This is a genomic window from Streptomyces asiaticus (assembly GCF_018138715.1).
Classification (GTDB): domain Bacteria; phylum Actinomycetota; class Actinomycetes; order Streptomycetales; family Streptomycetaceae; genus Streptomyces; species Streptomyces asiaticus.
The window spans coordinates 793,880-818,456 of sequence record NZ_JAGSHX010000006.1; the positions used below are offsets into that span (position 1 = coordinate 793,880).

General features: G+C 69.5%; 40 protein-coding genes. 8 read left to right on the forward strand and 32 right to left on the reverse strand.

Going from position 1 to position 24,577, the window contains the following annotated elements; genetic code table 11:
* Nucleotides 1–40 precede the first annotated feature (40 nt).
* The 29 genes from KHP12_RS10960 to KHP12_RS53330 form a co-directional block, all read right to left on the reverse strand.
* Nucleotides 41–631, reverse strand: coding sequence for a hypothetical protein (locus KHP12_RS10960; protein ID WP_211832810.1), 591 nt, complete (start codon nt 629–631; stop codon nt 41–43).
* A complete protein-coding gene (locus tag KHP12_RS10965; RefSeq protein ID WP_211832812.1) occupies nt 628–2,484 on the reverse strand; it encodes a DEAD/DEAH box helicase family protein in 1,857 nt (618 codons plus the stop codon). The genes KHP12_RS10960 and KHP12_RS10965 overlap by 4 nt, the downstream gene beginning before the upstream one ends.
* On the reverse strand, nt 2,481–3,323 hold the full coding sequence (locus KHP12_RS10970) for a hypothetical protein (protein WP_211832814.1): 843 nt from the start codon (nt 3,321–3,323) through the stop codon (nt 2,481–2,483). The genes KHP12_RS10965 and KHP12_RS10970 overlap by 4 nt, the downstream gene beginning before the upstream one ends.
* Nucleotides 3,320–3,538, reverse strand: coding sequence for a hypothetical protein (locus tag KHP12_RS10975; protein ID WP_211832816.1), 219 nt, complete (start codon nt 3,536–3,538; stop codon nt 3,320–3,322). Before KHP12_RS10975 ends, KHP12_RS10970 begins: the two co-directional genes overlap by 4 nt.
* Nucleotides 3,535–4,020 (reverse strand): hypothetical protein, encoded by a 486-nt coding sequence (locus tag KHP12_RS10980; protein ID WP_211832818.1) that lies wholly within the window; start codon nt 4,018–4,020, stop codon nt 3,535–3,537. The genes KHP12_RS10975 and KHP12_RS10980 overlap by 4 nt, the downstream gene beginning before the upstream one ends.
* Nucleotides 4,017–4,373, reverse strand: coding sequence for a hypothetical protein (locus tag KHP12_RS10985; protein WP_246648508.1), 357 nt, complete (start codon nt 4,371–4,373; stop codon nt 4,017–4,019). Before KHP12_RS10985 ends, KHP12_RS10980 begins: the two co-directional genes overlap by 4 nt.
* A 197-nt stretch (nt 4,374–4,570) precedes the next feature.
* The gene (locus tag KHP12_RS10990; protein WP_211832820.1) at nt 4,571–4,891 is read right to left on the reverse strand and encodes a hypothetical protein; all 321 of its coding nucleotides are present in this window, start codon (nt 4,889–4,891) and stop codon (nt 4,571–4,573) included.
* 63 nt (nt 4,892–4,954) lie between these two features.
* Entirely contained in the window at nt 4,955–5,809 is an 855-nt protein-coding gene (locus tag KHP12_RS10995) for a hypothetical protein (RefSeq protein WP_211832822.1), read from the reverse strand.
* Complete coding sequence (locus KHP12_RS11000; RefSeq protein WP_211832824.1) at nt 5,806–6,681, reverse strand: PD-(D/E)XK nuclease-like domain-containing protein; 876 nt, start codon at nt 6,679–6,681, stop codon at nt 5,806–5,808. Before KHP12_RS11000 ends, KHP12_RS10995 begins: the two co-directional genes overlap by 4 nt.
* A complete protein-coding gene (locus KHP12_RS11005; protein ID WP_211832826.1) occupies nt 6,678–7,178 on the reverse strand; it encodes a hypothetical protein in 501 nt (166 codons plus the stop codon). Before KHP12_RS11005 ends, KHP12_RS11000 begins: the two co-directional genes overlap by 4 nt.
* A gap of 106 nt (nt 7,179–7,284) precedes the next feature.
* On the reverse strand, nt 7,285–7,518 hold the full coding sequence (locus KHP12_RS11010) for a hypothetical protein (RefSeq protein ID WP_211832828.1): 234 nt from the start codon (nt 7,516–7,518) through the stop codon (nt 7,285–7,287).
* A 63-nt stretch (nt 7,519–7,581) separates the two neighbouring features.
* Nucleotides 7,582–8,523 carry a DUF5131 family protein gene (locus KHP12_RS11015; protein WP_211832830.1) on the reverse strand — a complete coding sequence of 314 codons (942 nt, stop codon included), beginning with the start codon at nt 8,521–8,523 and terminating at the stop codon, nt 7,582–7,584.
* A gap of 119 nt (nt 8,524–8,642) precedes the next feature.
* Nucleotides 8,643–8,996 carry a hypothetical protein gene (locus KHP12_RS11020; RefSeq protein ID WP_211832833.1) on the reverse strand — a complete coding sequence of 118 codons (354 nt, stop codon included), beginning with the start codon at nt 8,994–8,996 and terminating at the stop codon, nt 8,643–8,645.
* Nucleotides 8,993–9,301 carry a hypothetical protein gene (locus tag KHP12_RS11025; protein WP_211832835.1) on the reverse strand — a complete coding sequence of 103 codons (309 nt, stop codon included), beginning with the start codon at nt 9,299–9,301 and terminating at the stop codon, nt 8,993–8,995. The genes KHP12_RS11020 and KHP12_RS11025 overlap by 4 nt, the downstream gene beginning before the upstream one ends.
* On the reverse strand, nt 9,294–9,818 hold the full coding sequence (locus KHP12_RS11030) for a hypothetical protein (protein ID WP_211832837.1): 525 nt from the start codon (nt 9,816–9,818) through the stop codon (nt 9,294–9,296). Before KHP12_RS11030 ends, KHP12_RS11025 begins: the two co-directional genes overlap by 8 nt.
* Nucleotides 9,818–10,165 (reverse strand): hypothetical protein, encoded by a 348-nt coding sequence (locus KHP12_RS11035; RefSeq protein ID WP_211832839.1) that lies wholly within the window; start codon nt 10,163–10,165, stop codon nt 9,818–9,820. The genes KHP12_RS11030 and KHP12_RS11035 overlap by 1 nt, the downstream gene beginning before the upstream one ends.
* Before the next feature lie 297 nt (nt 10,166–10,462).
* Nucleotides 10,463–10,630, reverse strand: coding sequence for a hypothetical protein (locus KHP12_RS11040; RefSeq protein ID WP_211832841.1), 168 nt, complete (start codon nt 10,628–10,630; stop codon nt 10,463–10,465).
* Nucleotides 10,627–10,794 (reverse strand): hypothetical protein, encoded by a 168-nt coding sequence (locus tag KHP12_RS11045; RefSeq protein WP_211832842.1) that lies wholly within the window; start codon nt 10,792–10,794, stop codon nt 10,627–10,629. Before KHP12_RS11045 ends, KHP12_RS11040 begins: the two co-directional genes overlap by 4 nt.
* A complete protein-coding gene (locus tag KHP12_RS11050) occupies nt 10,791–11,033 on the reverse strand; it encodes a hypothetical protein (protein WP_211832844.1) in 243 nt (80 codons plus the stop codon). Before KHP12_RS11050 ends, KHP12_RS11045 begins: the two co-directional genes overlap by 4 nt.
* The gene (locus tag KHP12_RS11055) at nt 11,026–11,265 is read right to left on the reverse strand and encodes a hypothetical protein (RefSeq protein WP_211832850.1); all 240 of its coding nucleotides are present in this window, start codon (nt 11,263–11,265) and stop codon (nt 11,026–11,028) included. The genes KHP12_RS11050 and KHP12_RS11055 overlap by 8 nt, the downstream gene beginning before the upstream one ends.
* Complete coding sequence (locus KHP12_RS11060) at nt 11,262–11,456, reverse strand: hypothetical protein (RefSeq protein ID WP_211832852.1); 195 nt, start codon at nt 11,454–11,456, stop codon at nt 11,262–11,264. The genes KHP12_RS11055 and KHP12_RS11060 overlap by 4 nt, the downstream gene beginning before the upstream one ends.
* Nucleotides 11,453–11,833, reverse strand: coding sequence for a DUF6197 family protein (locus tag KHP12_RS11065; RefSeq protein ID WP_211832854.1), 381 nt, complete (start codon nt 11,831–11,833; stop codon nt 11,453–11,455). Before KHP12_RS11065 ends, KHP12_RS11060 begins: the two co-directional genes overlap by 4 nt.
* Complete coding sequence (locus KHP12_RS11070; RefSeq protein ID WP_211832856.1) at nt 11,830–12,273, reverse strand: hypothetical protein; 444 nt, start codon at nt 12,271–12,273, stop codon at nt 11,830–11,832. Before KHP12_RS11070 ends, KHP12_RS11065 begins: the two co-directional genes overlap by 4 nt.
* Nucleotides 12,270–12,677 (reverse strand): DUF4326 domain-containing protein, encoded by a 408-nt coding sequence (locus tag KHP12_RS11075; RefSeq protein WP_211832858.1) that lies wholly within the window; start codon nt 12,675–12,677, stop codon nt 12,270–12,272. The genes KHP12_RS11070 and KHP12_RS11075 overlap by 4 nt, the downstream gene beginning before the upstream one ends.
* The gene (locus tag KHP12_RS11080; RefSeq protein WP_211832859.1) at nt 12,674–12,895 is read right to left on the reverse strand and encodes a hypothetical protein; all 222 of its coding nucleotides are present in this window, start codon (nt 12,893–12,895) and stop codon (nt 12,674–12,676) included. The genes KHP12_RS11075 and KHP12_RS11080 overlap by 4 nt, the downstream gene beginning before the upstream one ends.
* Entirely contained in the window at nt 12,895–13,665 is a 771-nt protein-coding gene (locus KHP12_RS11085; protein ID WP_211832861.1) for a hypothetical protein, read from the reverse strand. The genes KHP12_RS11080 and KHP12_RS11085 overlap by 1 nt, the downstream gene beginning before the upstream one ends.
* Before the next feature lie 110 nt (nt 13,666–13,775).
* On the reverse strand, nt 13,776–14,186 hold the full coding sequence (locus KHP12_RS11090) for a hypothetical protein (RefSeq protein WP_211832862.1): 411 nt from the start codon (nt 14,184–14,186) through the stop codon (nt 13,776–13,778).
* An 84-nt stretch (nt 14,187–14,270) separates the two neighbouring features.
* Nucleotides 14,271–14,612 (reverse strand): hypothetical protein, encoded by a 342-nt coding sequence (locus KHP12_RS11095; RefSeq protein ID WP_211832864.1) that lies wholly within the window; start codon nt 14,610–14,612, stop codon nt 14,271–14,273.
* The gene (locus KHP12_RS53330) at nt 14,609–14,815 is read right to left on the reverse strand and encodes a helix-turn-helix domain-containing protein (protein WP_211832866.1); all 207 of its coding nucleotides are present in this window, start codon (nt 14,813–14,815) and stop codon (nt 14,609–14,611) included. Before KHP12_RS53330 ends, KHP12_RS11095 begins: the two co-directional genes overlap by 4 nt.
* Before the next feature lie 246 nt (nt 14,816–15,061).
* Here KHP12_RS53330 and KHP12_RS11105 point away from each other — a divergent pair, with 246 nt between their 5' ends.
* The 6 genes from KHP12_RS11105 to mug all read left to right on the forward strand — a co-directional run bounded on the left by KHP12_RS11105 (nt 15,062) and on the right by mug (nt 20,224).
* Nucleotides 15,062–15,607, forward strand: coding sequence for a helix-turn-helix transcriptional regulator (locus tag KHP12_RS11105; RefSeq protein ID WP_211832872.1), 546 nt, complete (start codon nt 15,062–15,064; stop codon nt 15,605–15,607).
* 125 nt (nt 15,608–15,732) lie between these two features.
* A complete protein-coding gene (locus KHP12_RS11110; RefSeq protein WP_211832874.1) occupies nt 15,733–15,927 on the forward strand; it encodes a hypothetical protein in 195 nt (64 codons plus the stop codon).
* 67 nt (nt 15,928–15,994) lie between these two features.
* Nucleotides 15,995–17,239 carry a tyrosine-type recombinase/integrase gene (locus KHP12_RS52865; RefSeq protein WP_211832876.1) on the forward strand — a complete coding sequence of 415 codons (1,245 nt, stop codon included), beginning with the start codon at nt 15,995–15,997 and terminating at the stop codon, nt 17,237–17,239.
* Between the two features lie 129 nt (nt 17,240–17,368).
* Complete coding sequence (locus tag KHP12_RS11120) at nt 17,369–18,139, forward strand: SGNH/GDSL hydrolase family protein (protein WP_086880201.1); 771 nt, start codon at nt 17,369–17,371, stop codon at nt 18,137–18,139.
* Between the two features lie 85 nt (nt 18,140–18,224).
* Nucleotides 18,225–19,658, forward strand: a complete 1,434-nt coding sequence (gene purB / locus KHP12_RS11125; RefSeq protein WP_086880202.1) for an adenylosuccinate lyase — start codon at nt 18,225–18,227, stop codon at nt 19,656–19,658.
* 8 nt (nt 19,659–19,666) lie between these two features.
* A complete protein-coding gene (mug, locus tag KHP12_RS11130) occupies nt 19,667–20,224 on the forward strand; it encodes a G/U mismatch-specific DNA glycosylase (RefSeq protein WP_086880203.1) in 558 nt (185 codons plus the stop codon).
* A 19-nt stretch (nt 20,225–20,243) separates the two neighbouring features.
* On the opposite strand, the gene KHP12_RS11135 is transcribed toward mug, so the two are convergent.
* Nucleotides 20,244–20,864, reverse strand: a complete 621-nt coding sequence (locus KHP12_RS11135) for an L-threonylcarbamoyladenylate synthase (RefSeq protein WP_210610287.1) — start codon at nt 20,862–20,864, stop codon at nt 20,244–20,246.
* A 68-nt stretch (nt 20,865–20,932) separates the two neighbouring features.
* Nucleotides 20,933–21,373 carry a hypothetical protein gene (locus KHP12_RS11140; protein ID WP_086883085.1) on the reverse strand — a complete coding sequence of 147 codons (441 nt, stop codon included), beginning with the start codon at nt 21,371–21,373 and terminating at the stop codon, nt 20,933–20,935.
* Nucleotides 21,374–21,522: 149 nt separating this feature from the next.
* On the opposite strand from KHP12_RS11140, the gene KHP12_RS11145 reads away from it, so the two are divergent.
* On the forward strand, nt 21,523–22,743 hold the full coding sequence (locus KHP12_RS11145) for an ROK family protein (protein ID WP_086883084.1): 1,221 nt from the start codon (nt 21,523–21,525) through the stop codon (nt 22,741–22,743).
* Nucleotides 22,744–22,835: 92 nt separating this feature from the next.
* Here KHP12_RS11145 and KHP12_RS11150 read toward each other — a convergent pair whose 3' ends face one another.
* Nucleotides 22,836–23,579, reverse strand: a complete 744-nt coding sequence (locus KHP12_RS11150) for a GntR family transcriptional regulator (RefSeq protein WP_086883083.1) — start codon at nt 23,577–23,579, stop codon at nt 22,836–22,838.
* 202 nt (nt 23,580–23,781) lie between these two features.
* Here KHP12_RS11150 and KHP12_RS11155 point away from each other — a divergent pair, with 202 nt between their 5' ends.
* The gene (locus KHP12_RS11155; protein ID WP_086883087.1) at nt 23,782–24,528 is read left to right on the forward strand and encodes an SDR family oxidoreductase; all 747 of its coding nucleotides are present in this window, start codon (nt 23,782–23,784) and stop codon (nt 24,526–24,528) included.
* Nucleotides 24,529–24,577: the final 49 nt, after the last annotated feature.

The following is a 24,577-nucleotide window of genomic DNA, read 5'->3' on the forward strand; positions in this document are numbered from 1 at the left end:
TCCCTTCGCCCCGCCTGTGGCGGGGCTTTGTCGTGTGCGGCTACTGGTTGCTGCCTGTCTGCGGCTCGTCGAGCAGGTGCTTGATGAGTCGGGCGATGTCGTCCGGCGAGAGGTGGCGGCGCAGGGCTGCGGCGATGGAGTCGGGTCGGCTCACGGGGACGCTGACGGTCTTGGGGCGGAATCCGGCCTGGACCATGGCGGCGTGCGCGGAGAGGCGGCCCGCGAGGACTTCGGCGTGCAGCTCCGGCTTGTCCTTGCGGAGGCGGCGGAGTGCCGCAGTCTTGGTCGTCCCCACCGGTCGGGAAGTGTTTCTGTTAGAAACACTTTCTTCGGGGCGTCCAGTCGCCTGTTGCAGTGCCTGGTCAAGCAGGTCGGTCGCCTCTGGGTCCGGTTCGACGAGCCGCTTGATCAGATTTACCGACGCGCCCAGCCCCTTAGTCGGCGGGGTGGTCACGAAGTCCACGAACCGGCCGTGCTTCACCAGCTCGCCCCGCGGGGTGATGAACTCCCGCCAGGCTCCCTCGAGCAAGACCTCCTTCACCAGGCCCGGCACAGCCTCGAGACCGTTGCCGGTACGGCGTAGCGATGAACCCAGCGCCTCCACCAGGACGGCGTTTCCCTTGGCACTCATGCCGTCACCAGCCACTGCGTCAGCAGCTCGATACGCTTCTCCAGCGTCGCGATCGTGGCCTGGTTGATGCTCTTCTCGCGGCAGAGCTTGTTCAGCGATGCGTGCACCTGCGAGTACTCGACCCCGGAGGCATGCACGTAGCGGGCGACAAGGTTGCGGATCCTCAATCGCAGCTGGGTCTTCTGTTCGGCCCGTGTCATTTCCGGCAGCCGCGGAGCCGGCGACGCCTTGGCGGCCTCGGGCTCGGCGGCCGGGCGGTTGCCCATCAGCCGGGCCAGGCGCGCCACTTCCTCTACGGTTGTCGACCGGATCCCAGCCAGCTCGGCGAGCTCCCGCGCCCGCTGCAACTCGTCCGAGGTGAACTCCTCAGCGCGGAAGATCGTGGAGTGGAGCGTGGCTTCCGACGATGCGACCGGCATTACCTCGCTGAACGTCCGCGGCTCACGCGGCAGGTCGAACTCCTCCTGCTGGTAGCGGAGCTGGCGCTCTTCCTCGGCGAGGACCTTGTCGACAGTGCGCTCGATGTCGCGCGCGTAGTCGAGGAGCGTGTCCAGTGACGGGATGTAGAGGCGTGCGGTCGTCATGTCCTCGGTTCCCCGCATGCGGACGAAACGGCCGACGACCTGGCGGAAGAACATCTGTGTGGTGATCCGCGAGGTGTAGACACCGATCGCGAGGCGCGGGATGTCGACTCCCTCGGCAACCATCTGCACGGCGACGATCCAGCGGGACGTCGCCTTCCCGAATCGCTCGATGGCCTTCGACGCTTCCGGGTCATCCGATACAGCGACGACCGCGGGCTCGCCGGTGATCTGCTGCAGGAGCTCTGCGTACCGGCGGGCGTGGCCCTGGCTGGAGGCGACGACGAGGCCGGCGGCGTCTGGCATCTCCTCGCGGGCCTGCGTCAGGTCGGTGTTGGCCTTCTGCAGGACGGACGAGATCCAACTTCCAGCTGGGTCGTAGGCCGCGAGGAGCGCCTTGGACTGCTCGTCTCCGGCTTCGGACAGCAGCGCCTGAGAGACGACTCCGGCGCTGCTCCATCGCATGTCGCCGTCCAGTACAGGGAACGACACGGGCCGCACGACGGTGCGGTCCTGGAGGGCCATGCCGTAGTCGTAGTTGTAGGAGGGGACGCAGTCGGCGCCGTCGTAGCGGACGAACGGGATGGGTCGCTTGTCCGAGCGGAACGGCGTGCCAGAGAGCAGCAGCCGACGGGCAGCGGGCGCGAATGCTTCCTGCAGGGCGCGGCCCCATGACAGGTGCTCCGCATCTCCGGCGTGGTGGATCTCGTCGAGGATGACGAGTGTGGGCGCCTGTGTGGACAGCTTGCGCCACAGCAGGGGCTGCGAGGCGACCGTGGCGTAAGTGACCACGGTGCCGTCATAGTCCCTGGCGAGGCTTCCCGCGCCGTTGGTGTAGTCGTGGTCCAGCTGAATACCAAGGCGGCTTGCCGCTCCGGCCCACTGCTTGCGGAGGTGCGCGGTCGGGACGACGACCACTATCCGGCTGACCACTCCGCGGTCGATGAGGTTCTGCGCGGCAATGAGCGCGAACGTCGTCTTCCCGGCGCCCGGGGTGGCGACGGCCAGGAAGTCGTCGCGGCTGCCCAGGAACCGGGCGAGAGCGTCTTCCTGCCAGGGGCGGAGCTTCATGTGGCGGTCGCCTTTCTTGAGGTTGCAAGCGGGGCAGAGGGCCTGGCCGTTGATTACGTCGGTGGGTCCGCCGGCTGAGTAGGGGGTTACGTGGTCGCCGTGCCAGCCGGGTTCGAGTTCGGCGTCACAGGTGGCGCAGTTGGCGTTCGCGGCGAGGTAGAGGGCAACGCGCTCGGCAGACGTAAAGCGGCGTCCGGTCATGCCGCTTCCTCGAGTTCGTCGCGGTAGCGGCGGATGTTGACCTCGAGTGCGGTGAGGCTGATTCCGAGGCGTGCGGCGGCGTCTCGGCGGCTGTAGCCCTGCTGGTTGATGAGCTCGAGGGCGTTCTCGCCGACGACGATGTGCCGGGCGGGCTCCTGGGTGGCGGGGACGAAGTGGGGGTTGTCGTAGTCGTCTTCGTCCCAGTAGCTGGTGGGGACCCAGTCTTTGGCGGCGGCCCGCTTGCGGGTGGCGTGCGCGAAGTGTGCGGGCACGCCGTTGTCTTCGGGTGTGAGCCCGGCGAGCTCGGTGCAGAGGTTGCGGACGTAGGCGGCGACCCATAGGCGGGTGCGCGGCTCGGTGTTGGTGTCGGTGTTCTGGAGGAAGACGATGAACTGCTTGTGTTTGCCGAGGCGCCGGCCGAGTTCGGCGGCGGGCCATCCGTCGGCGGCGAGTGCGCGGAGGCGACGGATGGTGCCGAGTGCCGGGGTTTGGGCGCCGCATCGGTTCTCTGCCTGGGGGGTGGGCTGTACGGCGAGGATGCGGGCTTCGGTGTTGCGGTGGATGTCGCTGGCCCCGCGCATGATCCGGTAGAAGAGGTCGGGGACGATGTTGGCGGCGGCTTGGATTTCGCGGTCGGACATGCCTGCGTTGCGGAGTCGGGTGATGTGGTTGGCGGCGCGGTGGGGGCTGGTGCGGGTGCCTCGGCCGGTTTCTCGGAGGTAGTGGCGGCGGCGGTTTTCGGCGGTGGTGGCTTTGGTGCAGGGGGTGCAGCGGCATCCGCGGCGGTAGCGGCGGGGGTCGCCGTGGTCGAATGCTTCGGCGGGGATGGCGGGCCTCACGGCGTGTCCTTTCGGGTGGTGGTGGGGAGTGCGTGGATGTCGTTGAGGGTTCGGCGGGCCCAGCGGGGGTCGTGGTGGCGGATGAGGAAGAGTTCGCGGGTGAGTCGTGCGCGGGCTTTGGCGCGTCGGTGGCGGCGTCGGATGATGCGGGTGGCGGCCCAGGCGGTGAGGAGGAACGCGGCCACGTGGAGGGCGAAGGCCACGGCGGGGCTCATGCGGTCACCTCGTGTACGGGGATGCCTGCCTGCTTGGCGAGGCGCATGCAGTTGCGGGTGCCGTAGGAAGGCCCGGTCGGGTCGGGGAAGGCGAGCATCCAATCGGCGCGCGGAAGCTTGGCCGCCATGTCTGCGTTGCGGCGGGGTCCGGCTCCGGGGCAGTAGTCGTCCAGGGAGCCGGGGTGGAAGATGTCGCCGGGCTTCTTGCGGCGCCGGTGTACGGTTCCGGGCGGGCAGTCGGGTCCGCAGTTGTCCCAGTCGGCAGCCATGGGGTCTTCGGTGACGTCGAGGCGTCCGCCGCAGTCCCGGATCCAGTCGGAGGCTGCCTGGTCGGCGGAGTTGGGGCCGGGGCAGGCGCCGTGGCGGACGATGATGGGGCCGTCGGTGATGTTGAGGGCGATGTCGGCGAGGGTTCCGGGGACGATGCCAGGCTCGGGCAGGTTCCGGCCGCCGGCCAGCAGGATGATCAGCGGGGCGTTCATGCTGCCTCTCCTCGCTGTGCGGCGCGGGTGCCTTTCCAGGTGCGGACTCCGCTGTGGTGGGCGGTGGGCCGGTTGGTGCAGGCCCAGCCGGCGGTGCGCACGTAGCCCTCGTCTTTGAGGAGGGTCATGAGCCGCCCCCAGTGGGCCTGGGGGTTGGGCGGGTCGGGGAGCTGATGGGCGTCGGCTATCTCGAAGCAGGTGAAGACGCGACCGGATTCGGCGGCGGCGACGTACTTGGGCCAGACGATGTCGAGCCAGGTCTCGTAGTCCTCGGACCGCGGGCGGGAGGCGGGTGTGGGGTCGGGTTCGGGCATGCCGTCGAGGGCGGGCTGGATGTGGTCCATGTCGCCCATTGGCACCACGGCACCGACACAGTCGGATGTTTCACGATCTCCGGGATGTTTCACGATCTTCGTCATGGCGGGTTTCTCCTGCTCAGGCGCCTCGGTCGCCGATGCGAGAAGGTGTCAATCTCGATCTCGAGGCGGTACCCGGTGTGCTTCTCTGGGTGGTGGGCTGCCGCCGGTTCGGTCGGCGGCAGCCCGGGGCGCTATCGGGTGGTGCCGTGCTTCTCGAGCTCGGCGTCGGTCATGAGGTCGTGCGGGGTGCGGCCGGTGCGGAGCACGTCGCGGACATCGTCGGCGGCCTTGCGGTAGGCGTGCGCGCGGGCGGTCTGACACTCGTTGGCGACGTTGACCTCGACGAAGAACTCGGTCGGCAGGCCCGCGGTCAGGGTCGCGGCGTGCTTGTCCCAGCGGTCGGCGAGGTCGGTGAGTGTCTGCCGGAGGTCGGCTTCGCGGGTGGCGGCCGGGTCGTAGCCGGGGCCGGTGTGGGTGAGTGCCGCGAGGAGGCGGCGGATGGTGTCGCGCATCTGTGGTCTCCTTGGGGTGGGGCCGCCCCGCACTGCCCGCGGGGCGGCTTCTGGCGTGCGGGGTTATGGGGTGGGCTCGCCGGCCCACGGGTCGTCGTTCGGCGGCGTCTGCTGCTTGCGCCCGCCGTTCTTGCCGGTGATCTCGGCGGCGGTTATGCGGGCCTGCGGGAACGCTTCGTCGACAGCGATCTCGCGGCGCTGGATCGACTTGTGTGTGATGAGGAGCTGGGCGATGTCGGCGCCGGTCCACTGGGTGCGCGGCCGGCCGAGCTTCTGCTCCAGTCGGTCGGCGTTGATGCCGAGCTTCTGGAAGACCGCTATGGCCCCTTCGATGCGCTGCTCGATCGGCTTGCCGTCGCCCTTGTTGAGGGTTTCCCGGCAGAGTTCTTCGGCCTCGCCGATGAAGAAGTCCGGGATGACCGCGAAGATCGCCTCACGGAGTCGGCGGGCACCGTTGTTGGCGTTGTTCTCGTAGATGTCGCGCAGGTCGATGAGGGCCTCGACCTTGCCCTTGGCGAACTTGGCGTGCGGGACGATGAAGGTGAGAACGTGTCGGGTGTTGGCCTCGACGTCCCACGCCCACGCCTGCATCTCGGACTGGCGGTATTCGTCGTCGCGCCGCATCTCGGAGACGCCGTACTGGATGTTGCCCCACGTCTGGGCGAGGGTCTTGGCGAGGTGGATGGTCGATCCTTCGACCGCTCCCCCGGCCCGCGGGAACTTGTAGAACGCCTTCTCAGCGAGGGCCATGGTTCCGCAGGCGGCCTGCATGTTGCTGCGGGAGCGTCCGACGTCGCGGGGGAACTGGCGGGCCACGTAGATGGCGGCCTGCACTTCGGCGACGGCGCGGGACTGCTCGACGGCGGTCTGCTGGCCGACACGGTCGGGGCCTTGGGCCTGCTGGACGGGGAAGTTCATGAGAGGTAGAGCTCCTTGTCGCGTGCCTCGGCGTAGCCGGGGAGTTCGAGGTAGTTGGGTTCGTCGTCGGCGTAGCCGGGCCAGTAGCCGGTGGCCGTGCATTTGGCGAAGGTCTCGATGGCGTGCCGGTTCTTGGCGCCGGCGATGACGCGGGAGCCGAGGGTGATGCCGATGACGTTGACCAGGTAGGGGGGCTTCTTCTCCTGTGCGATCAGGAGGAGTTCGGCGTTCTGGTCGCCGAGTCCGAGGGCGCGGGCGCCGGTCTCGTACCAGTCGGCTTGCTGGTTGTAGCCGTACTTCTCGATGTCTTTCTGCATCGCGTCGTTGCTGGCGTCGGTGGTCGTCTTGTAGTCGGGAATGATCAGGCGGCCTCCTTGGTGGGAGGGCAGCCAGTCGAAGCGGACGCGGCAGCGGATGCCGGAGGCGTCGTCGATCCAGAACCCGGACTGTTCGGGGGCTCCGTAGGCGGGGTCGAGGAGGGCGGCGGCGAGTGGGTGGCGGCGGATGGCTGCGGCCATGTCCTTGACCATCTGCATCTCGTGCTTTTTGAGCGGGATGCCTCCGCGCTCGCGGATCTCGGCGATGTGCGCTTTGGCTTTGCCCGTGTCCCAGCGGGCGCCGGGCACGACTTCGAGGTCGGGGCCGTTGCCGAGGACGAGCTTGTGGGCGGCGTTGCCGTAGTCGAAGGTCTTGCTGGCCGGCTGCGGGTGGTCCTGCTCGTAGCGGAACTTGGCCGGGCAGGACGGGGGCAGCAGCTTGCGGGCGCCGGAGGAGGACAGCGAGGTCTTGTCCGCGTGGTACGCCTCGTTGGTCAGGTCGGTGTGCAGGCCGAGGGCGGGCGCCTCGACGGCCGGTTCGGCGATGGTGGTCATGCGGCGCCGCCTTCGATGAGCGAGGTGTAGTAGCAGTGGCCGGGGCGCTCGCTGTGCAGTTCGACGAGGCCCCTGCGGTGGAGGCGTTCGAGGAAGCGGCGTGCGACGGACCGGTAGACATGGGTGCCAGCGGTCCGGTGGAGCACGACCATGGCTCGGCCCGGCGTCCACTCCCCGCCCTGGCCGTCGATGGCCTGTACCAGCGCGAGCTCCATCTGCTGCGCGTTGACGGGGTGTCGACGGGGCGCCTTTGGATTGAGCCGGTAGGCGCGACCCCCCGCGACTGTGGCGGGGATGAGGTGCCCTCGCCGGGCGAGGTCTCGGAGGTCTCGCCGCGTGGCGTTGCGTCCGATGCCGCTCCACGGGGTGGTGCGGTAGAGGGTGCGGGCGTCCCGAGTAGTGATGGGTGTCCGTGTCCCGTTCTTGATGAGGGCGAGCAGGGTGTCGCGGCGCTGGGTGACATCCAGGACGTGCCTGGCCTCGACCGTGGCGGTCACTTGCCACCGCCGTTGATGCAGCCTTCGCAGCGGTAGGTGCCGTCGCCCTGGGGCTCGAAGGGCCCGTCGGTGTCGCCGCATCCGGTGCAGGTGATTTCGGTGGGCATCAGAAGGGGTACCTTTCGACGGGCCGGGGGCCGAGGGGGATGCGGAGGCTGCGGTAGGGGTTCCAGCAGCGGCAGGGGGCGATGTCGGGGTCTTCGCCGTCGGGTCCGATGCCGGGGCCGTACTGGAGCTCTCCGGTGCCCTTGCAGTGGGTGCAGTTGGGCTTGGGCTGGCGTTGGATGTAGATGGCGCGCTGGTGGAGTTCGATCTGCCAGCGGCCGATGCGAGTTCGCATGGGTCTCCTTGGGTGGCCGCCCCGCCGCTGGTGCGGGGCAGCCGTGCGGACTGGCAGCGGGGGTCAGGCGGCCGACTCGGCGTAGAACGCATCCGGGAACTCACGGACCTGGAGATCGCCAGGGAACTGGTCGATGTCCTTGTGCTGCTTGCCCCAGCAGGATCCGAGCTGCTTGACGAACATGGCGACGCCGCTGATCTGGCACTGGTGGACGATCTCGGCGGCCCACTCGGGGCGCATGGGCCGGGCGCCGCGGCCAGACTCTCCGCCGACGATGACCCAGTCCGGGCCGTGCCAGTCCGTTAGGCGGTTGCGTACCGGGCAGTCGGCCCATCGGTGGCATTCGGGGGTGAACGCGTCCGGGTGGCCGCATGTGCCGTCGTCGCTGTCCACGTGTCCGCAACCGGGGACGGGACGGAGCCAGCGGGTGAGGTCGACGGGCCCGAGGAGGGGTTCGCAGGAGAGGAAGCGGACCGCGGCGGCTGTGTCGACGAGGGCGGGGATGCGGAGGTCGGCGCGCTTCTGGTCCTCCACGCTGACGCCCAGCCACACGTTGGGTAGCGGCCAGACCGTGTCGTACAGCGCCAGTGCGGTCTCCTCGTCGGGCGCGGCCTCGATGAGGCTCTGGCCGCCGTCGATGAGACTGCCGACCAGCGACCGCATCCGGCCGTGCCGCTTGGTCAAGATCTGGTAGGTGTGCTGAGGGGTACGCGCCATGACGGCGAACACCTGGGCGATGTACTCGTCGGGGATGTCCTTGTGGAACAGGTCGGACATGCTGTTTACGAAGACGCGCTTCGGCTTCTTCCAGCGGAACGGCAGGTCGAGCCGTTCGGGGCGGAGGGTGATGTCGAAGCCGTTCTCGAAGTGGTGGCCGGGGATGCCGCGCCACCGCTCGGCGAAGGTCTCCGCGTAGCACCGGTCACAGCCGGGCGAGACCTTGTCGCAACCGGTGACGACGTTCCACGTGGCATCGGTCCATTCGATGCCGGTGGTGTCAGCCATGGTGTGTTCTCCTTGATCTGGTCGCCCCGCCGAATTCGCCTCGGCGGGGCGTTCCTGTGGGTTGTGGCTGGTGGCCCGCGCTCCCGCTGCCCGGTGTCATGCGGCGGGGCGCGGGCGGTCTATGCGGCGTGCGGCAGGGGCACGCTGTCGGGCGCGAACGGCCGCTCGGCGGTGGCGTGCACGGCGGTGATGCGGGGCCGCTTGTTGGCGAGTTGGCGGCGGAGTCGGGCGATCGTGAGGGCGTCGCCGATGTGCTGCTGCTGGAGTCGGCGGATCTCGTCGACGGCCTTGTCGAGGTCGCTCCAGGCTCCGGTGAGTGCGATCCCGGCGGTGTCGAGCTGGGCTTCGACTCGCTTGCATTCGGCGGTGAGTGCGTCTATCGCCGTTCGGGCGGTGGCCAGCGCGCAGGCGAGGTTGGTGTTCTCGGCCTCCAACTTGCGGACCCGGTCTATGGCCCGGTGGCGGCCGGTCACGAGGCGGCCTGCGCCTTCTGCTGCTTGCGCGGCTTCACGTGGGGGCACCGCTTGGCGAGGTCGATCTCGTCCCGGTAGCGGTCCCAGCTCATGAGCTCCAGCCGGTAGCCCTGTCGCTGGTACTTGTCGCGGTCCCGCTTGAGCGGGTAGATCTCTTGCCACGCCTGCTGCTCGGTGGCGTGCGCATCGTCTTCGTAGGCTGCGGTGAGTGCTCCGCAGGGGCAGCCGCATGGTGCCCAGGTGATCCAGACGCAGTTGGTGAGCGGCAGGGTCTTGTCGTCGATCTGGACGAGCAGGTCAGGCATTGGGGGCGTCTCCGTTCGCGAGCTGCTGCGCGGTGTCGAGGGCTTCGTGGAGGGGGTAGCTGTAGGCGTCGCCGTTTCGGAGTGCGTCTCGCCAAGCCGTCCAGTCGTCGTTGATCCAGAAGCGGAGGTTGTCGTCGCGAATGGACCACAGGCCGGTGGTCAACTGTCGGGCGATGGTGATGCCGCTGCCGTCCTGTCGGGGGATGCGGAGTTCGGTGGCGAGGGCGAGTTGGGCTTCCAGCTCGACGGCCCAGTTGCGGGCCTGCTCGAGCTGCTCGACCAGCCACTTCACGTCGTCGCGGGCGTGGGCGGTGAACCGGGCGTTGTGGTAGGTCTGTTCGTCGCCGTGCGTACCGGTGAGGGTGGCGATGTCCCCGTCGTTCACGGGTCCCTCGGAGGGGATGAGGCGGGGCTGGGCTTGGACGGTGTAGGTGCCGTTGCTGTCGTAGGAGGTGCCCCAGTGGCCGGGTGTGGCGGCCTGTTCGCGGGCCTTGATGTCGGCGAGGCGGTCGTTCATCACTCGCCCGCCTTCCGCTTGGCCGCGCGGCGGCGGTATGCGCTCCCGGGGGTGTCCCTGCCGACGTGCCGACGCGCGATCCGGGAAATCGCCTCGTGCTTGGGCAGTTCGGTGAGGTTCTGCTGCCAGTCGGCGAGGGGGCCGACGTCGCGGGCGAAGTTGAGGGCCTCCAGTTCGCTCCAGAAGTCCCAGCCGAGATGTTTGCCGCTCGGGATGTGGGTGACGATCCACATGTCGTGTGCGGACTCTTGGTAGAGGCGTCGGTGTGCGACGAGGCCGGGTGTGTCGGTGGGTGTTGCCTCTACCTCGATCTGCGCACCCTTGGTGGTCCGGACCTTGACGATCATCACTCGCCCGCCTTCCGGACCTCAGCGGCGGTGCACGGGGTGGTCATTGCCGATCCGTACTCGACCGGGCCGTTGCGGAGCGCAGCGGCGCCACAGGCAGTGCAGGTCCAGCGGGACACGGATGACAGGGCGTGCGGCGGGTCGTCTTCGAAGCGGTGGCCGTTCGCCACGGCTTTCTCGGGAGCGGTGGTCACTGTTCCCCCTTGGGGTGTTGGAGTCGATATCCGAGGGCGATGAGCCCTGCGGCGGTGCCCCAGCAGATGGCGAGGGCGGTGAGGCATTGGGCGGTGAAGCGGGTCACTGGGTGTTCCGGCGGCGGTCGATTTCGGCTTGTGCCGCTTCGGCGATGGCTTCGTCGATCTGGCCGACGTAGGGCCGCCGGGTGCGGGACTCGTCCCGCATGCGTTCGAGGTCGGCGATGGTGATCTCCGGGTTGCGGAGGGCGGCGGCCACATCGAAGGTCACGGCGCCTCCCGGCGGGGCGGGTGGAGCAGCCGGTATGCGGCGTGCTCGTCCTGCTGGGCCTGGACGTTCGCCCGGCACGACTCCACGGCGTCGGTGAGGATCGCGATGCGAATGACGAGGAGCATCAGCAGCGCCGGATCCACAGCGATCAGCGGGGCGCTCATGCGGCACCACCCACGTAGCGGACGTACAACCCGGTCTCGTCGCCCAAGTCCCGGGCGACCGCCTCGAAGCCACCCTCGGCGTAGGGGCCGTACCTGCCGGTGCGCACCGTGTAGGCCATGCCCTGGGCTGTGCTGTGGGTGCGGTAGGTGCCAGCCAGGAGCCACCTGCGAGGGTTGGCGCGGGCAGCAACAGCGACGCGCTTGTGGACGATGCGCTTGCGGTGGGGGCGCTTAGGCATTGGCGCCACCTCCGGCCTGGTTGACCCGGTAGGCGGTGTCGTGCTCGTCGGGGACCTCGACGAGGTGCCCGCGCTTGGCGAGCAGGGCCAGGTCGCGGCGGGCTGTGCCGCGCTGCACGATGCCGAGCGGCCGATACACCTCCTGGGCGCGGCGGGTGGTCCAGGTGCCGCCCTCGCGGCGCACCACGGCGAGCAGGGTGCGGATACGGGCACGGGTCTCGTTGCTGCTCATGCGGCACGCTCCCCGTGTCCGGCCCACACAGCATTGATCGCAGCGTTGTAGGCGGTGACCTGGGCGGGCAGCCACGCGGTCTCATCGCGGCCGAACAGGGTGTGGAAGCGCTCGTCTACGTCGGCCAGTTCGTACTGCACCACGTCGGCTGCGGGCAGCCCGGCTACGGTGATTTCGTCGATGAGGGTCACGCCGCCACCTCCGCCGTCTCCTCGGCGCGGGCAGCCGCCTCGAACGCGGCTATCACGTCGGCGGCTGTGCGCTCGGGCTTGTCGTTCCACAGGACACCGAGGTCCCAGATCGCCATCGCCCGCTTGTAGCCGGGCATCAGGTGCTGCATGAACCGCCGTACAGCGGCCTCCACGAGCGGGACGTCCCACCTGTCGGGCTTCGGCACCCCGGTGAGGGCGATGCTGATGGCGCCGACGGCGCACACCGGGCACTCGGCCGGGGTGGGCTCTATGCCAACCCCGGTCTCCGGGATGCGGTAGTAGTCGCCCTTGTTGTGGCCGTTCTCGCGGATGATGTTGGCGGCCTCGCGGTAGGTCGCGGCGAAGTTGATGGTCACGACGCTTCACCCCGCTCGATCACGCGGCGGACGGTGTGGGTGCCGTCGGCGTGGCGGACGATGGTGTCGCCGAACTTGGCGACGATGCGGTCCTGGTAGTCGCTGCCGATGCGGAGGCCAGTGACGGTCAACTTTCCGTCCACGACCTCCCAGTAGCCCTTGGCGAACACGCCAGCCTTGTCGAGCCAGTCGTCGACGGCGCCGATGTTGCAGCGGCTGAGCGGCAACTCGAAGGTGTCGGTGTCGGCCGGGGCGGGGTCGACGTGGGTGAGGCAGATGCCGCCCGCGTAGCCGTCGACGGACACGACGGCAGCTCCGTGGCCGAGCGTCCATGCTTTGGTGCGGGTGCGAGTGATCAGCGGGGCGTCATCTCGCGTGACGGGGTAGGCCATGACCGGAGTACCGACCGGGTAGCGGGCGTTGAACTGCTCGGCGTTCACGCGGCCACCGCCTTGAGAGTGTGGGCGGCGAGTTCGAGCAGCACGGCCCCGTGGCAGTGGTCGGGCTGGCCGGGCTCCGGCAGCGGGCACGTACACGCGAGGTCCCGACCGCGCAACAGGTGGAGATCGGCGAGCACCCGGCGGCGATCGAAGACCTGATTGCCGATTCGGTAGGTCTCCTCAAACCATCCGCCCTGAGTGCCGACCCGCAGCCACTCGCGGTACGCCTGGGTCACGGCGCTGCGCGGGTTCCCCATCTCGGCCTCGATGGCCTGCTGGATGGTGAACGGGTTCCCGAAGCGGGACGGGCGGGAGACGATGACGGCGCCAAGCGGGTTGGTCGTGGCGTCGGCGAGCCGCCACCCGGGGGTGCGCTTGCGCTGGATGCGAGTGGGGGCGTTCATGCGGTCCTCCCAGGGATCCATCCGGGGTAGTCGGCTTCGGTGGAGACGTGCACGTTGGGGTGGGTGGCGAGGTAGAGGGACAGCGACAGGGCCGACACCTGGGCGTCAGCACCCAGCGCGGACTCGCGGGCAATCGCCTTCCGCAGCGGCACCTCAGCCGCCACCTGCTCGGCAGGCACATCCAGGGCGGTGATCGGATGGGGCTTGGTCGTCGCCATCACCGGTCACCCCGCTCGGAGGCGTCGGCCAGACGGCGAAGGTCTGCCGTCACCCAGTCGGCGCCGCTCTCGAACGTGTCGATGTAGCCGTCCGGCAGGTCGCGACCATCGGCCTCATCGGCGGCCTGGCGCAGCACCTTGGCGTCGTGGGCCCGCATCACGCGCCCCGCATCGTCCGGCTGCGCGTCGACCCAGGTCGTGGCCTGTGACAGCAGGTACAGGGCGCCGAGCGCGGCCGTGCCGGGATCCTCGTGATCCTCGATCAAGTTGGCCAGGGCTGCCCGCCCCTCGACGGCCGCGCGCTCCAACTCGGCAACGCGCTTCTTGGCTTCGGTGGCGCGGCGGTAGTAGTCGCCTGCCGCCTCAGCCCGGTCACGGAGACGCTCCAGCTCGCCGTCACGCTCGCCCAACAGGCGGGTGAGGCGGGAGACCTCGGCCTCGGCGGCCTTCAACGCCACATCCCGCTCGGCCAGCGCGGCGTTCGTCTGCTGCCGCTCCGCACGGATCCGGTTCAGCTCGGCGAGCAGGGCCGCAATGTCGTCCGGAGCGTGGGCCGTGAACTCGGCGTGCTGCTTGTCGCCGAACACACCTACCGAGCCACGGATCACGGAGTGCTTCGTCTCCAACACGTCCTCGACCACGTGGGACTGCTCGGGCGGGAAGACGCTCTTGGGGCCAACCGAACTGGCCCGCCAAGTGCTGCCCGTCATGACCCGGTCGCCGTTGAGTCGGTCGATGCGCTTGCGGATCTCGGTCTCGCGCTCCGGCAACAGAGGGGCGGGGGTGACGCCGGGGCACTGGTGGGCGACTCGGCCGAACATCCAGCGGTGAGCCGGGTGTGTCGCCGTGCGGTCGCACGTCTTGGGGACGAGGTTCGTGCTCATCGCGCACCGCCGATCAGGGTGCGGGCCAGACGGGCAATCGCCGCATCCAGCGACGGCGGCACCTCGTTGCCCAACACCAGCGCCATCTCACGCTCATCCAGAGCGGACGCCAGCTCCGTGCGGGCCTTCTGCTCCCGCTCATAGCGGAGTCGGGCATCACGGTCGTTCTGCCGGGCAGCCCAGTACGTGTACAGCAGCTCGTTCCACGCGTCGCCACGCTCGGCTTCCGGCAGCGACTCGTAGGCCAGCCGGCCGATGTCCTCCGGGGTGAAACCCTCCGGGCGGTCCGCCAGCAGCGTGTCCTCAGCCGCGTCGAACATCGCGGCCAGCGGGGAGACACGGCGGAGACCGGTGGTCAGCTCCTCGAAGATCGCGCCGGGTTCAGGGTTCTGAAAGAATGTGGACACGGTCCACGCTCCTGTTCTTCAGGGTTCTGGGTGTGTGGATCCAGGCCGGCGTCGGGTGGCCCCCCGGCGTCGGCCGCAAAGCCGCTAGGCGGCGGACTTGACCGGCTTGGCGTACTTGCTGGGCTTCCGCTCGCCGTTCGCCTGCACCCACCGAATGTGGGCGGCGGTCATGCGCGGCGACTTGCCGATGTAGGTGCAGGGAATCCGGCCGTCCTGGATGTTCTCGACGACCCAGTTGGTCGTCTTGCCGAGGAACGGCGCGGCCTCTTCCGGAGTGAATGCCTTCAGCTCCAGTTCGGCAGCACTCGTCACAGTGGCGACCGACTCCAGGGCGGCGATGAGACGCTCGACCTGCTCGGCGGTCGGGAGGGACTCGGCCGGCGAGCTGTCGCCGGCGGGGATGCTGGCCAGGTTGCTCCTGGTCACGGGGGTTCTCCTTTGAGGATGGCTGCGAGCGGCACGTGCAGCTCTTCAGCGATGCGGTGGAGGGTCCCGTCTGCCGCTCCGCGTTGTCCGGTTTCGACGCGTGAGAGGTAGCCGGGCGACTTGCCGATGAGGTGTGCGAGCCGATTCAGGCCCAGTTCACGCGCCTCACGAATGGCTCTGATTGCGGCCCCGTTCGGTGTCACAACACCTAAAGTAGGCCCCTTGCCGCATCGATGCAAGGTGTTACTCGGGGTTAAATGGGTGTTCCTCGGAGATCGTTAGGTGTTATTGGGTGCAAGGGGGCCGCCTAAGAGGGCGATGTCTTGATCACCGTTACGCCTGTTAGCACTTAAGTGGGCAACAAAAAACCCCACCCAACACCGATCGATACAGGTCGATTGGGGTGAAGGGTGGGTGCGTGTTGCCTAACCGTGCGGCATGATGAACCCATGGGTAGGGACTGGAAGCGCCTCGCTGACGCCGTGCGGGCTGCGCGTACAGCACTAGGGATGACGCAAGTCGAACTCGCCGACGCGGCAGGCGTCGCCGAAGCAACCGTTCAGAACCTTGAGGGCGGCAAGGACCGCAACCGCCTCCCCACTTCCCTCCCCAGAGTGGAGCGAGCTCTCAGGTGGGGTCCAGGATCGGGTGCAGCCATCCTCAACGGCGGCGAGCCAGCCTCTCTGCCGCCGACCCTCGACACTGAAACCGGAGCCGCAGAGAGCGCCCCCGCGGCAGCAGAGGGCGCTCCCCCTGGCGGGCTTCCCCTGCGGATCGTCCAAGAACTCGCCGATGGGCAACTTCTGGACACGACCGTCATGGACCTCACGCCGCTCGGCTCCGAGGCCCGCATGATCGTCGTCGTGAAGGGCAAGCCCGACGCCAGCCCCGAGCAGATCCGGCGCGACCTACTCGCATGGCAGAAAGCACAGCGCAAGCTGCAGAACCTTGGAGGCGACGACGAGGACGACCCTCCCGTGGCCAACGAGGCGTAGGGCGCCTCTTCTTGCCGCTGCCAGGGCCTCCACATGTGGAGGTCCTGTGTGCTTTGATGGCTCGATACCGACGAGAGGGCCACGCTCGAGGGTTGTGGGGGCCAATGAAGGTCCAAGTACGCCGTGTGTCCGCGATGCCGCACAACACCGAGGTGTGGATTGACGACCAGCCGGACGCCTTCATCATCAACGTCGATAAGGAGCTGCCCGTCGAACGTCTGACTCAGGTCCTGGAAGCCGCCTTCAACATAGCGGTCGATCACTGGCATCGAACGCCCAACGTCGTGGAGCGCCCACACCTCCGCCTCCACACGGGATGATCGCAGCACTGCACCGGCCCGCCCACACCCCCACTGGGCCGGGCCGGTCGTTCATTGGAGGTGAGCAGTGGCATACGCCGAGAAGCGCGGCAGGTACTGGCGCGGCCGGTACAAGCTGCCCAACGGCAAGTACGGGTCCGTCTCAGAAGATGACGACGGTCAGCCTTTCCGGACGAAGAACGCCGCGAAGCAGTACGCGGCCGGCCTGGAGACCGACGTCAACCGGAAGACGTTCATCAACCCTCGTGACGGGCGAATCACTGTTGCGGAGTGGTCTGAGCTGTGGCTGGAGTCCATTGATGTCGGCCCCATCTCGGAGCGCGGCTACCGGTCCCGCCTGAAAGCAGTGATCATTCCCGAGTGGGGTTCGGTGGCGATGGGGGATGTGTCCGCTGTCGCCGTCGCCACATGGATCAAGAAGATTCGGCAGCAGTACAGCCTGGACCACGCCAACGGAATCGTGTCTACCTTTCGGATCATGTTCGACGATGCGATCAAGTCGAAGATCCGGAGTGACAACCCGGTGCCCTCCCGCAGGTCCGGCCGCCGCGGTCGGTTCCAGCCCAGGCCGAAGACCGAGAAGGTCATCGCCACCCCTCGGCAGGCTCTGCTGATCGCCCGCAATGCGATGTCTCTGCGAGGCTTCAACGAGTACGTCATGGTGCTCACCATGGCCTACACGGGGCTCCGCATCGGAGAGATCGCCGGGATCCATCGCAGCCACTTGGCGCTCAAGGACGAAGGGGCCGGCGCCCGAATCCACATGGCGCATCAGAGCCAGTACGTTGACGGCTCATTCACCGAGATTGACCCCAAATACGGATCCGGCCGAGGACTGATCATTCCGCAGTTCCTGGCGGACTTGCTCCAGCAGCTGCTGGACTCCCGCCCGGAGTCAGAGTGGGTCTTCACTGCGCCCAACGGTGGCCGTCTCCTGCGGGGCGGCGGCTGGTACAAAAGCACGTGGCACCCGATCGTAGAGGGCTGTGGTGCCCGTCCAAGCGGGTATGGCGGCATGCCGGCGCATGCAGGGCTTCGCCCGGTGCTGGGGGTGGAGGGCCTGACTCCGCACGGGTTGCGGCATTCGGAGAAGGTGTGGCTCGACGAGGAGGGGCATCCGAAGGTGGCGGTCGAGGCTCGGATGGGGCACACTCTCCCGGGCGTCGAGGGGACCTACTCGCACGTAACCCTCGGCATGGAGCTGAAGATCGCGGCGAGCCTGCAAGGTCTGTGGGAGCAGTCCCAGAGGCTGGTGGTCGGTCGTCGCGAGTTCGGGCCCCTTCCTCCCCCGCTGGCAGTGAATCGAAGTTGATCTCCCAGAATTCTCCCACTCGACTCGGGAGGCCCTCTTTCGCGATCTACGAAGAGTCGACGTCGGCCCTCGGATCACACACCAGGAGGTGCGGTGACCTGCACAGAAAGGGATAGAATCTCCCGAGCCATGCAGACGAACATCACCTACAGCAGCTTTGTCGCGCTCGGCGACTCCTTCACCGAGGGAATGTCGGACGCGCTCCCCGACGGCACCTACCGAGGCTGGGCGGATCTGCTCGCCGGGCGGCTCGCGGCCCGCGCCCCCGGGTTCCGCTACGCCAACCTCGCCGTACGCGGCAAGCTCATCGGGCAGATCGTCGAGGAGCAGACGGGCCCGGCGGCGGACATGGGCGCCGACCTGGTGACCCTGGTCGGCGGGCTGAACGATGTGCTGCGACCGAAGTGCGACGTGGACCGGGTGTGCGGACTGCTGGAGGAGGCCGTCGAGCGGCTGGCGCCCAGCTGCAAGCGGCTGGTGCTGATGCGCAGCCCGGGGCGGCGCGGACCGGTGCTGGAGCGGTTCCTGCCCCGGATGGAGCGGCTGTTCGCGTTCATCGACGAGCTGGGCGCCCGGCATGACGCGACCGTTGTGGACCTGTACGCGTCCGAGTCCGTCGGGGACCCCCGGATGTGGCACGAGGACCGGCTCCATCTGAACGCCGAGGGCCACCGGCGGGTCGCCGAGGCCGTATGGCAGGCGCTCGGCCTCGAGCCGGAGGAGGACTGGAACGCGCCCCTGCCGCCCGCGGTGCCCGTCGGGTGGCTGGCCCGCCGCTCCTCGGATGTGCGGTTCGCCCGCCAGCACCTCGGACCGTGGATCGGCAGGCGGCTGACCGGCCGCTCCTCGGGCGACGGGCGGGCCCCCAAGCGCGCCGAACTGCTGCCGTACGAGGGCTGATCCGTAGGGCCGGCTTCCGTGCCCTTCGGCAGGGTCCCTCGGCCACCGGTCTGGCCTGCGAGGACGGCCAGTAGACTCTGTGCACGTGACTGGTAAGCCGCGCATTCCGAACGTCCTGGCCAACCGCTACGCCTCCACGGAGCTGGCCGTCCTGTGGTCCCCCGAGTACAAGGTGACGCTGGAGCGGCGGCTGTGGCTCGCCGTGCTCCGCGCCCAGAAGGACCTCGGAATCGAGGTGCCGGACGCCGCCCTCGCCGACTACGAGCGGGTCCTGGAAAACGTCGACCTGGCCTCGATCGCCGAGCGCGAGAAGGTCACCCGCCACGATGTGAAGGCCCGTATCGAGGAGTTCAACGCCCTCGCCGGCCATGAGCACGTCCACAAGGGCATGACCTCCCGTGACCTCACCGAGAACGTGGAGCAGCTCCAGATCCGGCTCTCCCTGGAGCTGGTGCGGGACCGTACGGTCGCGGTGCTGACCCGGCTCGGCAAGCTGGCCGCCGACCACGCCGAGCTGGTGATGGCCGGGCGGTCGCACAATGTCGCGGCGCAGGCCACCACGCTCGGCAAGCGGTTCGCCACCGCGGCGGACGAGCTGCTGGTGGCGTACGAGCGGCTGGAGAACCTGCTGGGCCGCTATCCGCTGCGCGGCATCAAGGGCCCGGTCGGCACCGCGCAGGACATGCTGGACCTGCTCGGCGGCGACGCGGCGAAGCTGGCCGAGCTGGAGCGGCGGATCGCCGCCCACCTCGGCTTCGGGCAGGCGTTCACCTCCGTCGGCCAGGTCTATCCGCGCTCGCTGGACTACGACGTCGTCACCGCGCTGGTGCAGCTGGCCGCGGCCCCGTCCTCGCTGGCCAAGACCATCCGGCTGATGGCCGGGCACGAGCTGGTGACCGAGGGCTTCAAGCCCGGCCAGGTCGGCTCGTCCGCGATGCCGCACAAGATGAACACCCGCTCCTGCGAGCGCGTGAACGGCCTCGCGGTGATCCTGCGCGGCTACGCCTCGATGACCGGCGAGCTGGCGGGCGACCAGTGGAACGAGGGCGATGTCTCCTGCTCGGTGGTGCGCCGGGTCGCGCTGCCGGACGCGTTCTTCGCCTTCGACGGGCTGCTGGAGACCTTCCTGACCGTGCTCGACGAGTTCGGCGCCTTCCCCGCCGTCGTCGCCCGTGAGCTGGACCGCTACCTCCCCTTCCTCGCCACCACGAAGGTGCTGATGGGCGCCGTACGGGCCGGGGTGGGCCGCGAGGTCGCCCATGAGGCGATCAAGGAGCACGCGGTGGCCGCGGCGCTGGCGATGCGCGAACGGGGCGCCGAGCGCAATGAGCTGCTCGACTCGCTCGCCGCCGATGAGCGGATCCCGCTGGACCGGGCCGCGTTGGGCGCGCTGATGGACGACAAGCTCTCCTTCACGGGCGCGGCCGCGGACCAGGTGGGCGCGGTGGTCGCCCGGATCGAGGAGATCGTCAAGGAGCGCCCGGAGGCCGCCGCGTACGCCCCCGGCTCGATCCTCTGACGCCGGCGATGACCCCCGCGCCGACCCCCGCCGAGCTGGAGGCCGCCCGCGACCGCCTCGTCCCCGATGTGGTCGCGGACGGTCTGCGCGTCCTCTTCTGCGGTATCAACCCCGGGCTGATGACGGCGGCCACCGGCCACCACTTCGCCCGCCCCGGCAACCGGTTCTGGCCCGCCCTTCACGCCTCCGGGTTCACCCCCCGGCGGCTCGATCCGTCCGAGCAGTCGGAGCTGGTGCGCTATGGACTCGGCATCACCAACGTGGTGGCACGCGCCAGCGCCCGGGCCGATGAGCTGACCGACGAGGAGTACCGCGAGGGCGGCCGGATCCTGGAGGAGAAGGTGCTCCGGCTGCGGCCGCGCTGGCTGGCGGTGGCCGGGGTCACCGCCTACCGGGTGGCATTCGGCGACAAGAAGGCGAAGATCGGGCCGCAGCCGAGGAGCATAGGCGAGACCCGGATCTGGGCCCTGCCGAATCCGAGCGGCCTCAACGCGCATTGGACGCTGCCGGCGATGGCGGAGGAGTACGGCCGCCTGCGCGCTGCCGCCGAGGCCGACGACTCATGAGGTGATGCCGTCGGCGCGGTCACTCGAACCGTGCTGTGTCGCCCGCCCCTCGACGTACGATCTCGGCTTCGCCGCCGGACAAGTCGATGACCGTGGTCGGCTCGGTGCCGCAGTCACCCGAGTCCACCACGGCGTCCACCACGTGGTCGAGCCGTTCTTTGATCTCCCAGCCCTGCGTCATCGGCTCGTCCTCATCGGGCAGGAGCAGGGTACTGGAGAGCAGCGGCTCACCGAGGTCGGCGAGCAAGGCATGAGTGGTGGCATGGTCGGGAATCCGGACTCCGACCGTCTTTTTCTTCGGGTGCAGCAGCTGCCGCGGCACCTCCTTCGTCGCCGGGAGGATGAAGGTGTAACTGCCGGGCGTCGCTGCTTTGATCACGCGGAACACGTCCTTGTCGACGTGCACGAACTGGCCCAGCTGCGCGAAGTTCTGGCACACCAGCGTGAAGTGGTGTCGCTCGTCGAGGTTCCGGATCGACCGGATCCGGTCGATCCCGTCACGATTGCCCAGTCGGCATCCCAGTGCGAAGCAGGAGTCCGTCGGGTAGGCGATGAGCGCGCCGGAGCGGATCATGTCAGCCACATTGCTGATGGTGCGCTGCTGTGGGTTCTCGGGGTGCACATCGAAATACTTCGCCATCCACCGAGCCTATGCGATCAGGACACCTTGGTCGTTTCGTGCCCCGGACGCGGCCGAGCCCGACGATGTCATATCGTGCCCTCCTCCCCTATCGCCACCAGCAACTGGAACGGCAGCTCGCGGTCGCCCTGCCCGACCCCCAGCCCGACCCAGCGGCCGTCGACGCGCCAGACGCGCAGCTCGGGTACGTAACCGCACAGGGTGTCCAGCGGGGGCGGGACCGGCTCGCCCATCGCCGAGCGCTCCAGGGAGTCGGTGAGGTCGAGGACATCGGGGGCGCCCCACCGTAAGGTCAGCACCTGGTCCAGCGCGCTCAACTCGGCCTCGAACTCCTCCAGCACCTCCTCGACCCGGCTCAGATCCGCGTCCCAGAAGTCCTCGCTGACGCGGAGGTCGGCCACATGGAAGCCGGGGCCGCTCTCCACCCATCCGTCGGCGGTCCGCCGCGCGGGGAAGTCCCGCACGCGCAGCTGATCGATCGTGCTCACATGGTCCGCCGTACTGGTCATGATGTCAGTAAACCGTGTAGGTCGGACATCTGGCCGCCCGTCAGATGACCATCTTGGTGGCCGGGCGGCCCGGGTCGGCAGGCGGCACTCGCCGCTCCCGCGCCCAGCGGATACGATCCGGCAGATACGCACTGGGAGGGAGGCCGACGTTGGGGCGGCTCACCGGCGGGGATCCGTCTCTGCTGCGACGCATCAACTCCGCCGTGGTCCTGCACGCGCTGCGCGCGGCGACCGCGTCCGGCGCGGCCGCCGGGGGTGGCCAGGACGAGGCGGGTGGCTGCGCCGGGAGCTCGAGCCTCACCGATCTGACCCGGGTGACCGGGCTGTCCCGGCCCACCGTCGAGGGGGTGATCGACGGGCTCGCCGACAGCGGTCTGGTGGTCGAGGTGCCCGCCGAGGAGGGCGGCGTACGGCGTCAGGGACGCCCCGCGCGGCGCTTCCGCTTCCGGGCCGAGGCCGGGCATCTGCTGGGCATAGAGATAGGGCCGCACCGGGTGGCCGCGCTCCTGTCGGACCTCGATGGTCGCCCGCTCGGCTCGATCGTGCGCGAGGTGTCGGAGAAGGCGTCCGCGGACGAGCGGCTGGAGCGGGTGCGCACCACCGTGGCGGATCTGCTGCGACGCGCCGGGGTGGCCCGGTTCTCGCTGCGCGCGGTCGGGGTGGGCAGCCCCGGCGTCGTCGAGGCCGACGGCACCGTCCATCTGTGCACCGCGCTCCCCGGCTGGACCGGGCTGCCCCTGGGCGAGCGGCTGCGGCGGTCCTTCCGCTGTCCGGTGCTGGTGGAGAACGACGCGAACACGGCCGCGGTGGCCGAGCACTGGAAGGGCGCGGCGGTCGGTTCTGACGATGTGGTCTTCGTGCTGGCCGGGTTGAGCCCGGGGGCCGGGTCGCTGATCGGCGGGCGGCTGCACCGCGGCTTCGGCGGCGCGGCCGGGGAGATCGGGGCGCTGCATCTGCTGGGCCAGGAGGCCGCCCCGGAGGAGGTGCTCTCCACGACGGGGGAGCCGCTGAACCCGCTGGACGAGGCGCAGGTGGCGCATGTCTTCGCGCTGGCCAGGGACGGCGACGAACGGGCGCGGGCGGCCGTGGACCGCTTCGTGCGCAGGCTGGTGCACGACACGGCGGCCCTGGTGCTGGCGCTGGACCCCGAGGTCGTGGTGGTGGGCGGCTGGGCCGCCGGTCTCGACGGGGTGCTGGCCCCGCTGCGCGATGAGCTGTCGCGCTACTGTCTGCGGCCCCCGCAGGTCGCGCTCTCGCTGCTCGGCGAGGCGGCGGTGACCACGGGGGCGCTGCGGTTAGCCCTGGACCATGTGGAGCAGGAGCTGTTCGCGGTCGACAGCACGGTGACGACCCGCCGCGCGAGCCGCTGACGCGGGAGGCGGGGCGGGCGTTTCGGGTTTCGGCGTGCGTACGGGGCGGCGAGGCGACGCGGGCCGGGCCTACGACGCGGGGCGGGCCCGGGTCAGCCCGCCAGCAGTTCGTCGCCCGCGTCGCCGAAGGTGAGCCGGCAGGTGTCGGCCCGGTAGGTGGCCACGGCGACGGCCGCGGTGCGGCCCTGGGCCACATAGCGGGTGGTCACGAGGAGGACGGGGGCGCCGGGCAGCCGGTCGAGCTCCTTGGCGTCGTCCGCGCGGGCCGAGCCGAGCTCCACGGTCTGCTCACGGCCCTCGAGCTCCAGCCGGCGCAGCTCGCGCAGCACGGCGCGGGCGCGGGCCAGCCCGCTGGGGGTGTCGATGGCGGCGAGGCCGGGGACGGACTCGGCCGGTACGTACAGCAGCTCGGCGGCGAGCGGCTGGCCGTGGCTCATCCGGGTGCGGCGCACCCGGTGAACCGGGGTGTCGGGGTCGGTCTCCAGCAGCCGGGCGACCTCGGCGGGCGGGGCCACCTCGGTGCCGTCGACGGTCTGCCAGGTGTTCTCGCCGGAGGTGTCGGTCCAGCCGTGGGCGTAGTCCCCGACGGCCACGCCGACGCGGGGCGGGGCGACGGTGGTGCCGACGCCGCGGCGGCGCTGGAGCCTGCCCTCCAGCTCGAGCTGCTCGAGGGCCTGTCGGAGGGTGGCGCGGGCGACGCCGAAGCGGGCGGCCAGCTCGCGCTCGTTGGGCAGGATCTCGCCGACCGCGAACTCCGAGTCGAGTGCGTCGCTGAGCACGGTCTTCAGATGCCAGTACTTGGGCTCTGGCACCGATTCCAGCTGCGTGGTCCCCACCCTGTCCCCCTTGATTCCGACGGCCGATGGTCGCGCACGCCTTCACAGTTATGCGCGGCTTCTTTATTAAAGGTTGTTGCAGTATCAATGCGACCATAAGGCGGCCTGCGTACTTGGTCAAGACCAATCCCTGACCGGTTATCGTCGGTGACCGTCGGAACGGGATGCGTCACCAGGCGGGAGCTGAGCTGAGCTGATGGGGATGGACCAGGTCACGGTGGTCACGGGGGGCAGTCGCGGCATCGGCGCGGCGGTGGCGGTGCGGCTCGCGCGCGCCGGGCACGGCGTCGCGATCGGCTACGAGCACGCGCGGGACGCGGCGGAGCGGTGGGCGGAGGCGGTGCGCGCGGAGGGGATGCGGGCGATGGTCGTCCAGGCCGACACCAGCGACGCGGAGCAGGTCGAGGCGATGTTCGACCGGGTGCGCGAGGAGCTGGGCCGGATCACCGGTCTGGTCAACAACGCCGGGATCACGGGGCCGTTGGGCCGCTTCACCGAGACCTCGCCGGAGGTGATGCGCCGCGTCGTGGACGTCAATGTGACCGGGGCCCTGCTGTGCGCCCGGCGCGCGGCGCGCGAGATGTCCACGCGCCACGGCGGGCAGGGCGGCGCCATCGTCAACATCTCCTCGGGCGCGGCGACGACCGGCAGCCCCGGGGAGTATGTGCACTACGCGGCGAGCAAGGCGGCGGTCGACGCGATGACCGTCGGGCTGTCGAAGGAGCTGGCGGCGGAGGGGGTCCGGGTCAACTCGGTGCAGCCCGGGATGACGCTGACCGACATCCACGCGCGGATGGGCGACCCCGAGCGGCCGTGGCGCGTCCAGGGGCGGGTGCCGATGGGGCGCCCGGGCGAACCGGAGGAGATCGCGGGCGCGGTGGCGTGGCTGCTGTCGCCGGAGGCGTCGTACACGACGGGGGCGGTGCTGCGGGTCGCGGGCGGGCTGTAGCGGCGTGCACGGTCGACGGCGTGCGCAGTCGGCAGCGTGCACGGTCGAC

Coding starts and splice junctions, on each gene's coding strand:
- KHP12_RS10960 (WP_211832810.1), bottom strand. CDS start 631: ATGAGTGCCAAGGGAAACGCCGTCCTGGTGGAGGCGCTGGGTTCATCG.
- KHP12_RS10965 (WP_211832812.1), bottom strand. CDS start 2,484: ATGACCGGACGCCGCTTTACGTCTGCCGAGCGCGTTGCCCTCTACCTC.
- KHP12_RS10975 (WP_211832816.1), bottom strand. CDS start 3,538: ATGAGCCCCGCCGTGGCCTTCGCCCTCCACGTGGCCGCGTTCCTCCTC.
- KHP12_RS10980 (WP_211832818.1), bottom strand. CDS start 4,020: ATGAACGCCCCGCTGATCATCCTGCTGGCCGGCGGCCGGAACCTGCCC.
- KHP12_RS10985 (WP_246648508.1), bottom strand. CDS start 4,373: ATGGGCGACATGGACCACATCCAGCCCGCCCTCGACGGCATGCCCGAA.
- KHP12_RS10990 (WP_211832820.1), bottom strand. CDS start 4,891: ATGCGCGACACCATCCGCCGCCTCCTCGCGGCACTCACCCACACCGGC.
- KHP12_RS10995 (WP_211832822.1), bottom strand. CDS start 5,809: ATGAACTTCCCCGTCCAGCAGGCCCAAGGCCCCGACCGTGTCGGCCAG.
- KHP12_RS11000 (WP_211832824.1), bottom strand. CDS start 6,681: ATGACCACCATCGCCGAACCGGCCGTCGAGGCGCCCGCCCTCGGCCTG.
- KHP12_RS11010 (WP_211832828.1), bottom strand. CDS start 7,518: ATGCGAACTCGCATCGGCCGCTGGCAGATCGAACTCCACCAGCGCGCC.
- KHP12_RS11015 (WP_211832830.1), bottom strand. CDS start 8,523: ATGGCTGACACCACCGGCATCGAATGGACCGATGCCACGTGGAACGTC.
- KHP12_RS11025 (WP_211832835.1), bottom strand. CDS start 9,301: ATGCCTGACCTGCTCGTCCAGATCGACGACAAGACCCTGCCGCTCACC.
- KHP12_RS11030 (WP_211832837.1), bottom strand. CDS start 9,818: ATGAACGACCGCCTCGCCGACATCAAGGCCCGCGAACAGGCCGCCACA.
- KHP12_RS11035 (WP_211832839.1), bottom strand. CDS start 10,165: ATGATCGTCAAGGTCCGGACCACCAAGGGTGCGCAGATCGAGGTAGAG.
- KHP12_RS11045 (WP_211832842.1), bottom strand. CDS start 10,794: ATGAGCGCCCCGCTGATCGCTGTGGATCCGGCGCTGCTGATGCTCCTC.
- KHP12_RS11050 (WP_211832844.1), bottom strand. CDS start 11,033: ATGCCTAAGCGCCCCCACCGCAAGCGCATCGTCCACAAGCGCGTCGCT.
- KHP12_RS11055 (WP_211832850.1), bottom strand. CDS start 11,265: ATGAGCAGCAACGAGACCCGTGCCCGTATCCGCACCCTGCTCGCCGTG.
- KHP12_RS11075 (WP_211832858.1), bottom strand. CDS start 12,677: ATGAACGCCCCCACTCGCATCCAGCGCAAGCGCACCCCCGGGTGGCGG.
- KHP12_RS11080 (WP_211832859.1), bottom strand. CDS start 12,895: ATGGCGACGACCAAGCCCCATCCGATCACCGCCCTGGATGTGCCTGCC.
- KHP12_RS11105 (WP_211832872.1), top strand. CDS start 15,062: ATGGGTAGGGACTGGAAGCGCCTCGCTGACGCCGTGCGGGCTGCGCGT.
- KHP12_RS11120 (WP_086880201.1), top strand. CDS start 17,369: ATGCAGACGAACATCACCTACAGCAGCTTTGTCGCGCTCGGCGACTCC.
- mug (WP_086880203.1), top strand. CDS start 19,667: ATGACCCCCGCGCCGACCCCCGCCGAGCTGGAGGCCGCCCGCGACCGC.
- KHP12_RS11135 (WP_210610287.1), bottom strand. CDS start 20,864: ATGGCGAAGTATTTCGATGTGCACCCCGAGAACCCACAGCAGCGCACC.
- KHP12_RS11140 (WP_086883085.1), bottom strand. CDS start 21,373: ATGACCAGTACGGCGGACCATGTGAGCACGATCGATCAGCTGCGCGTG.
- KHP12_RS11155 (WP_086883087.1), top strand. CDS start 23,782: ATGGACCAGGTCACGGTGGTCACGGGGGGCAGTCGCGGCATCGGCGCG.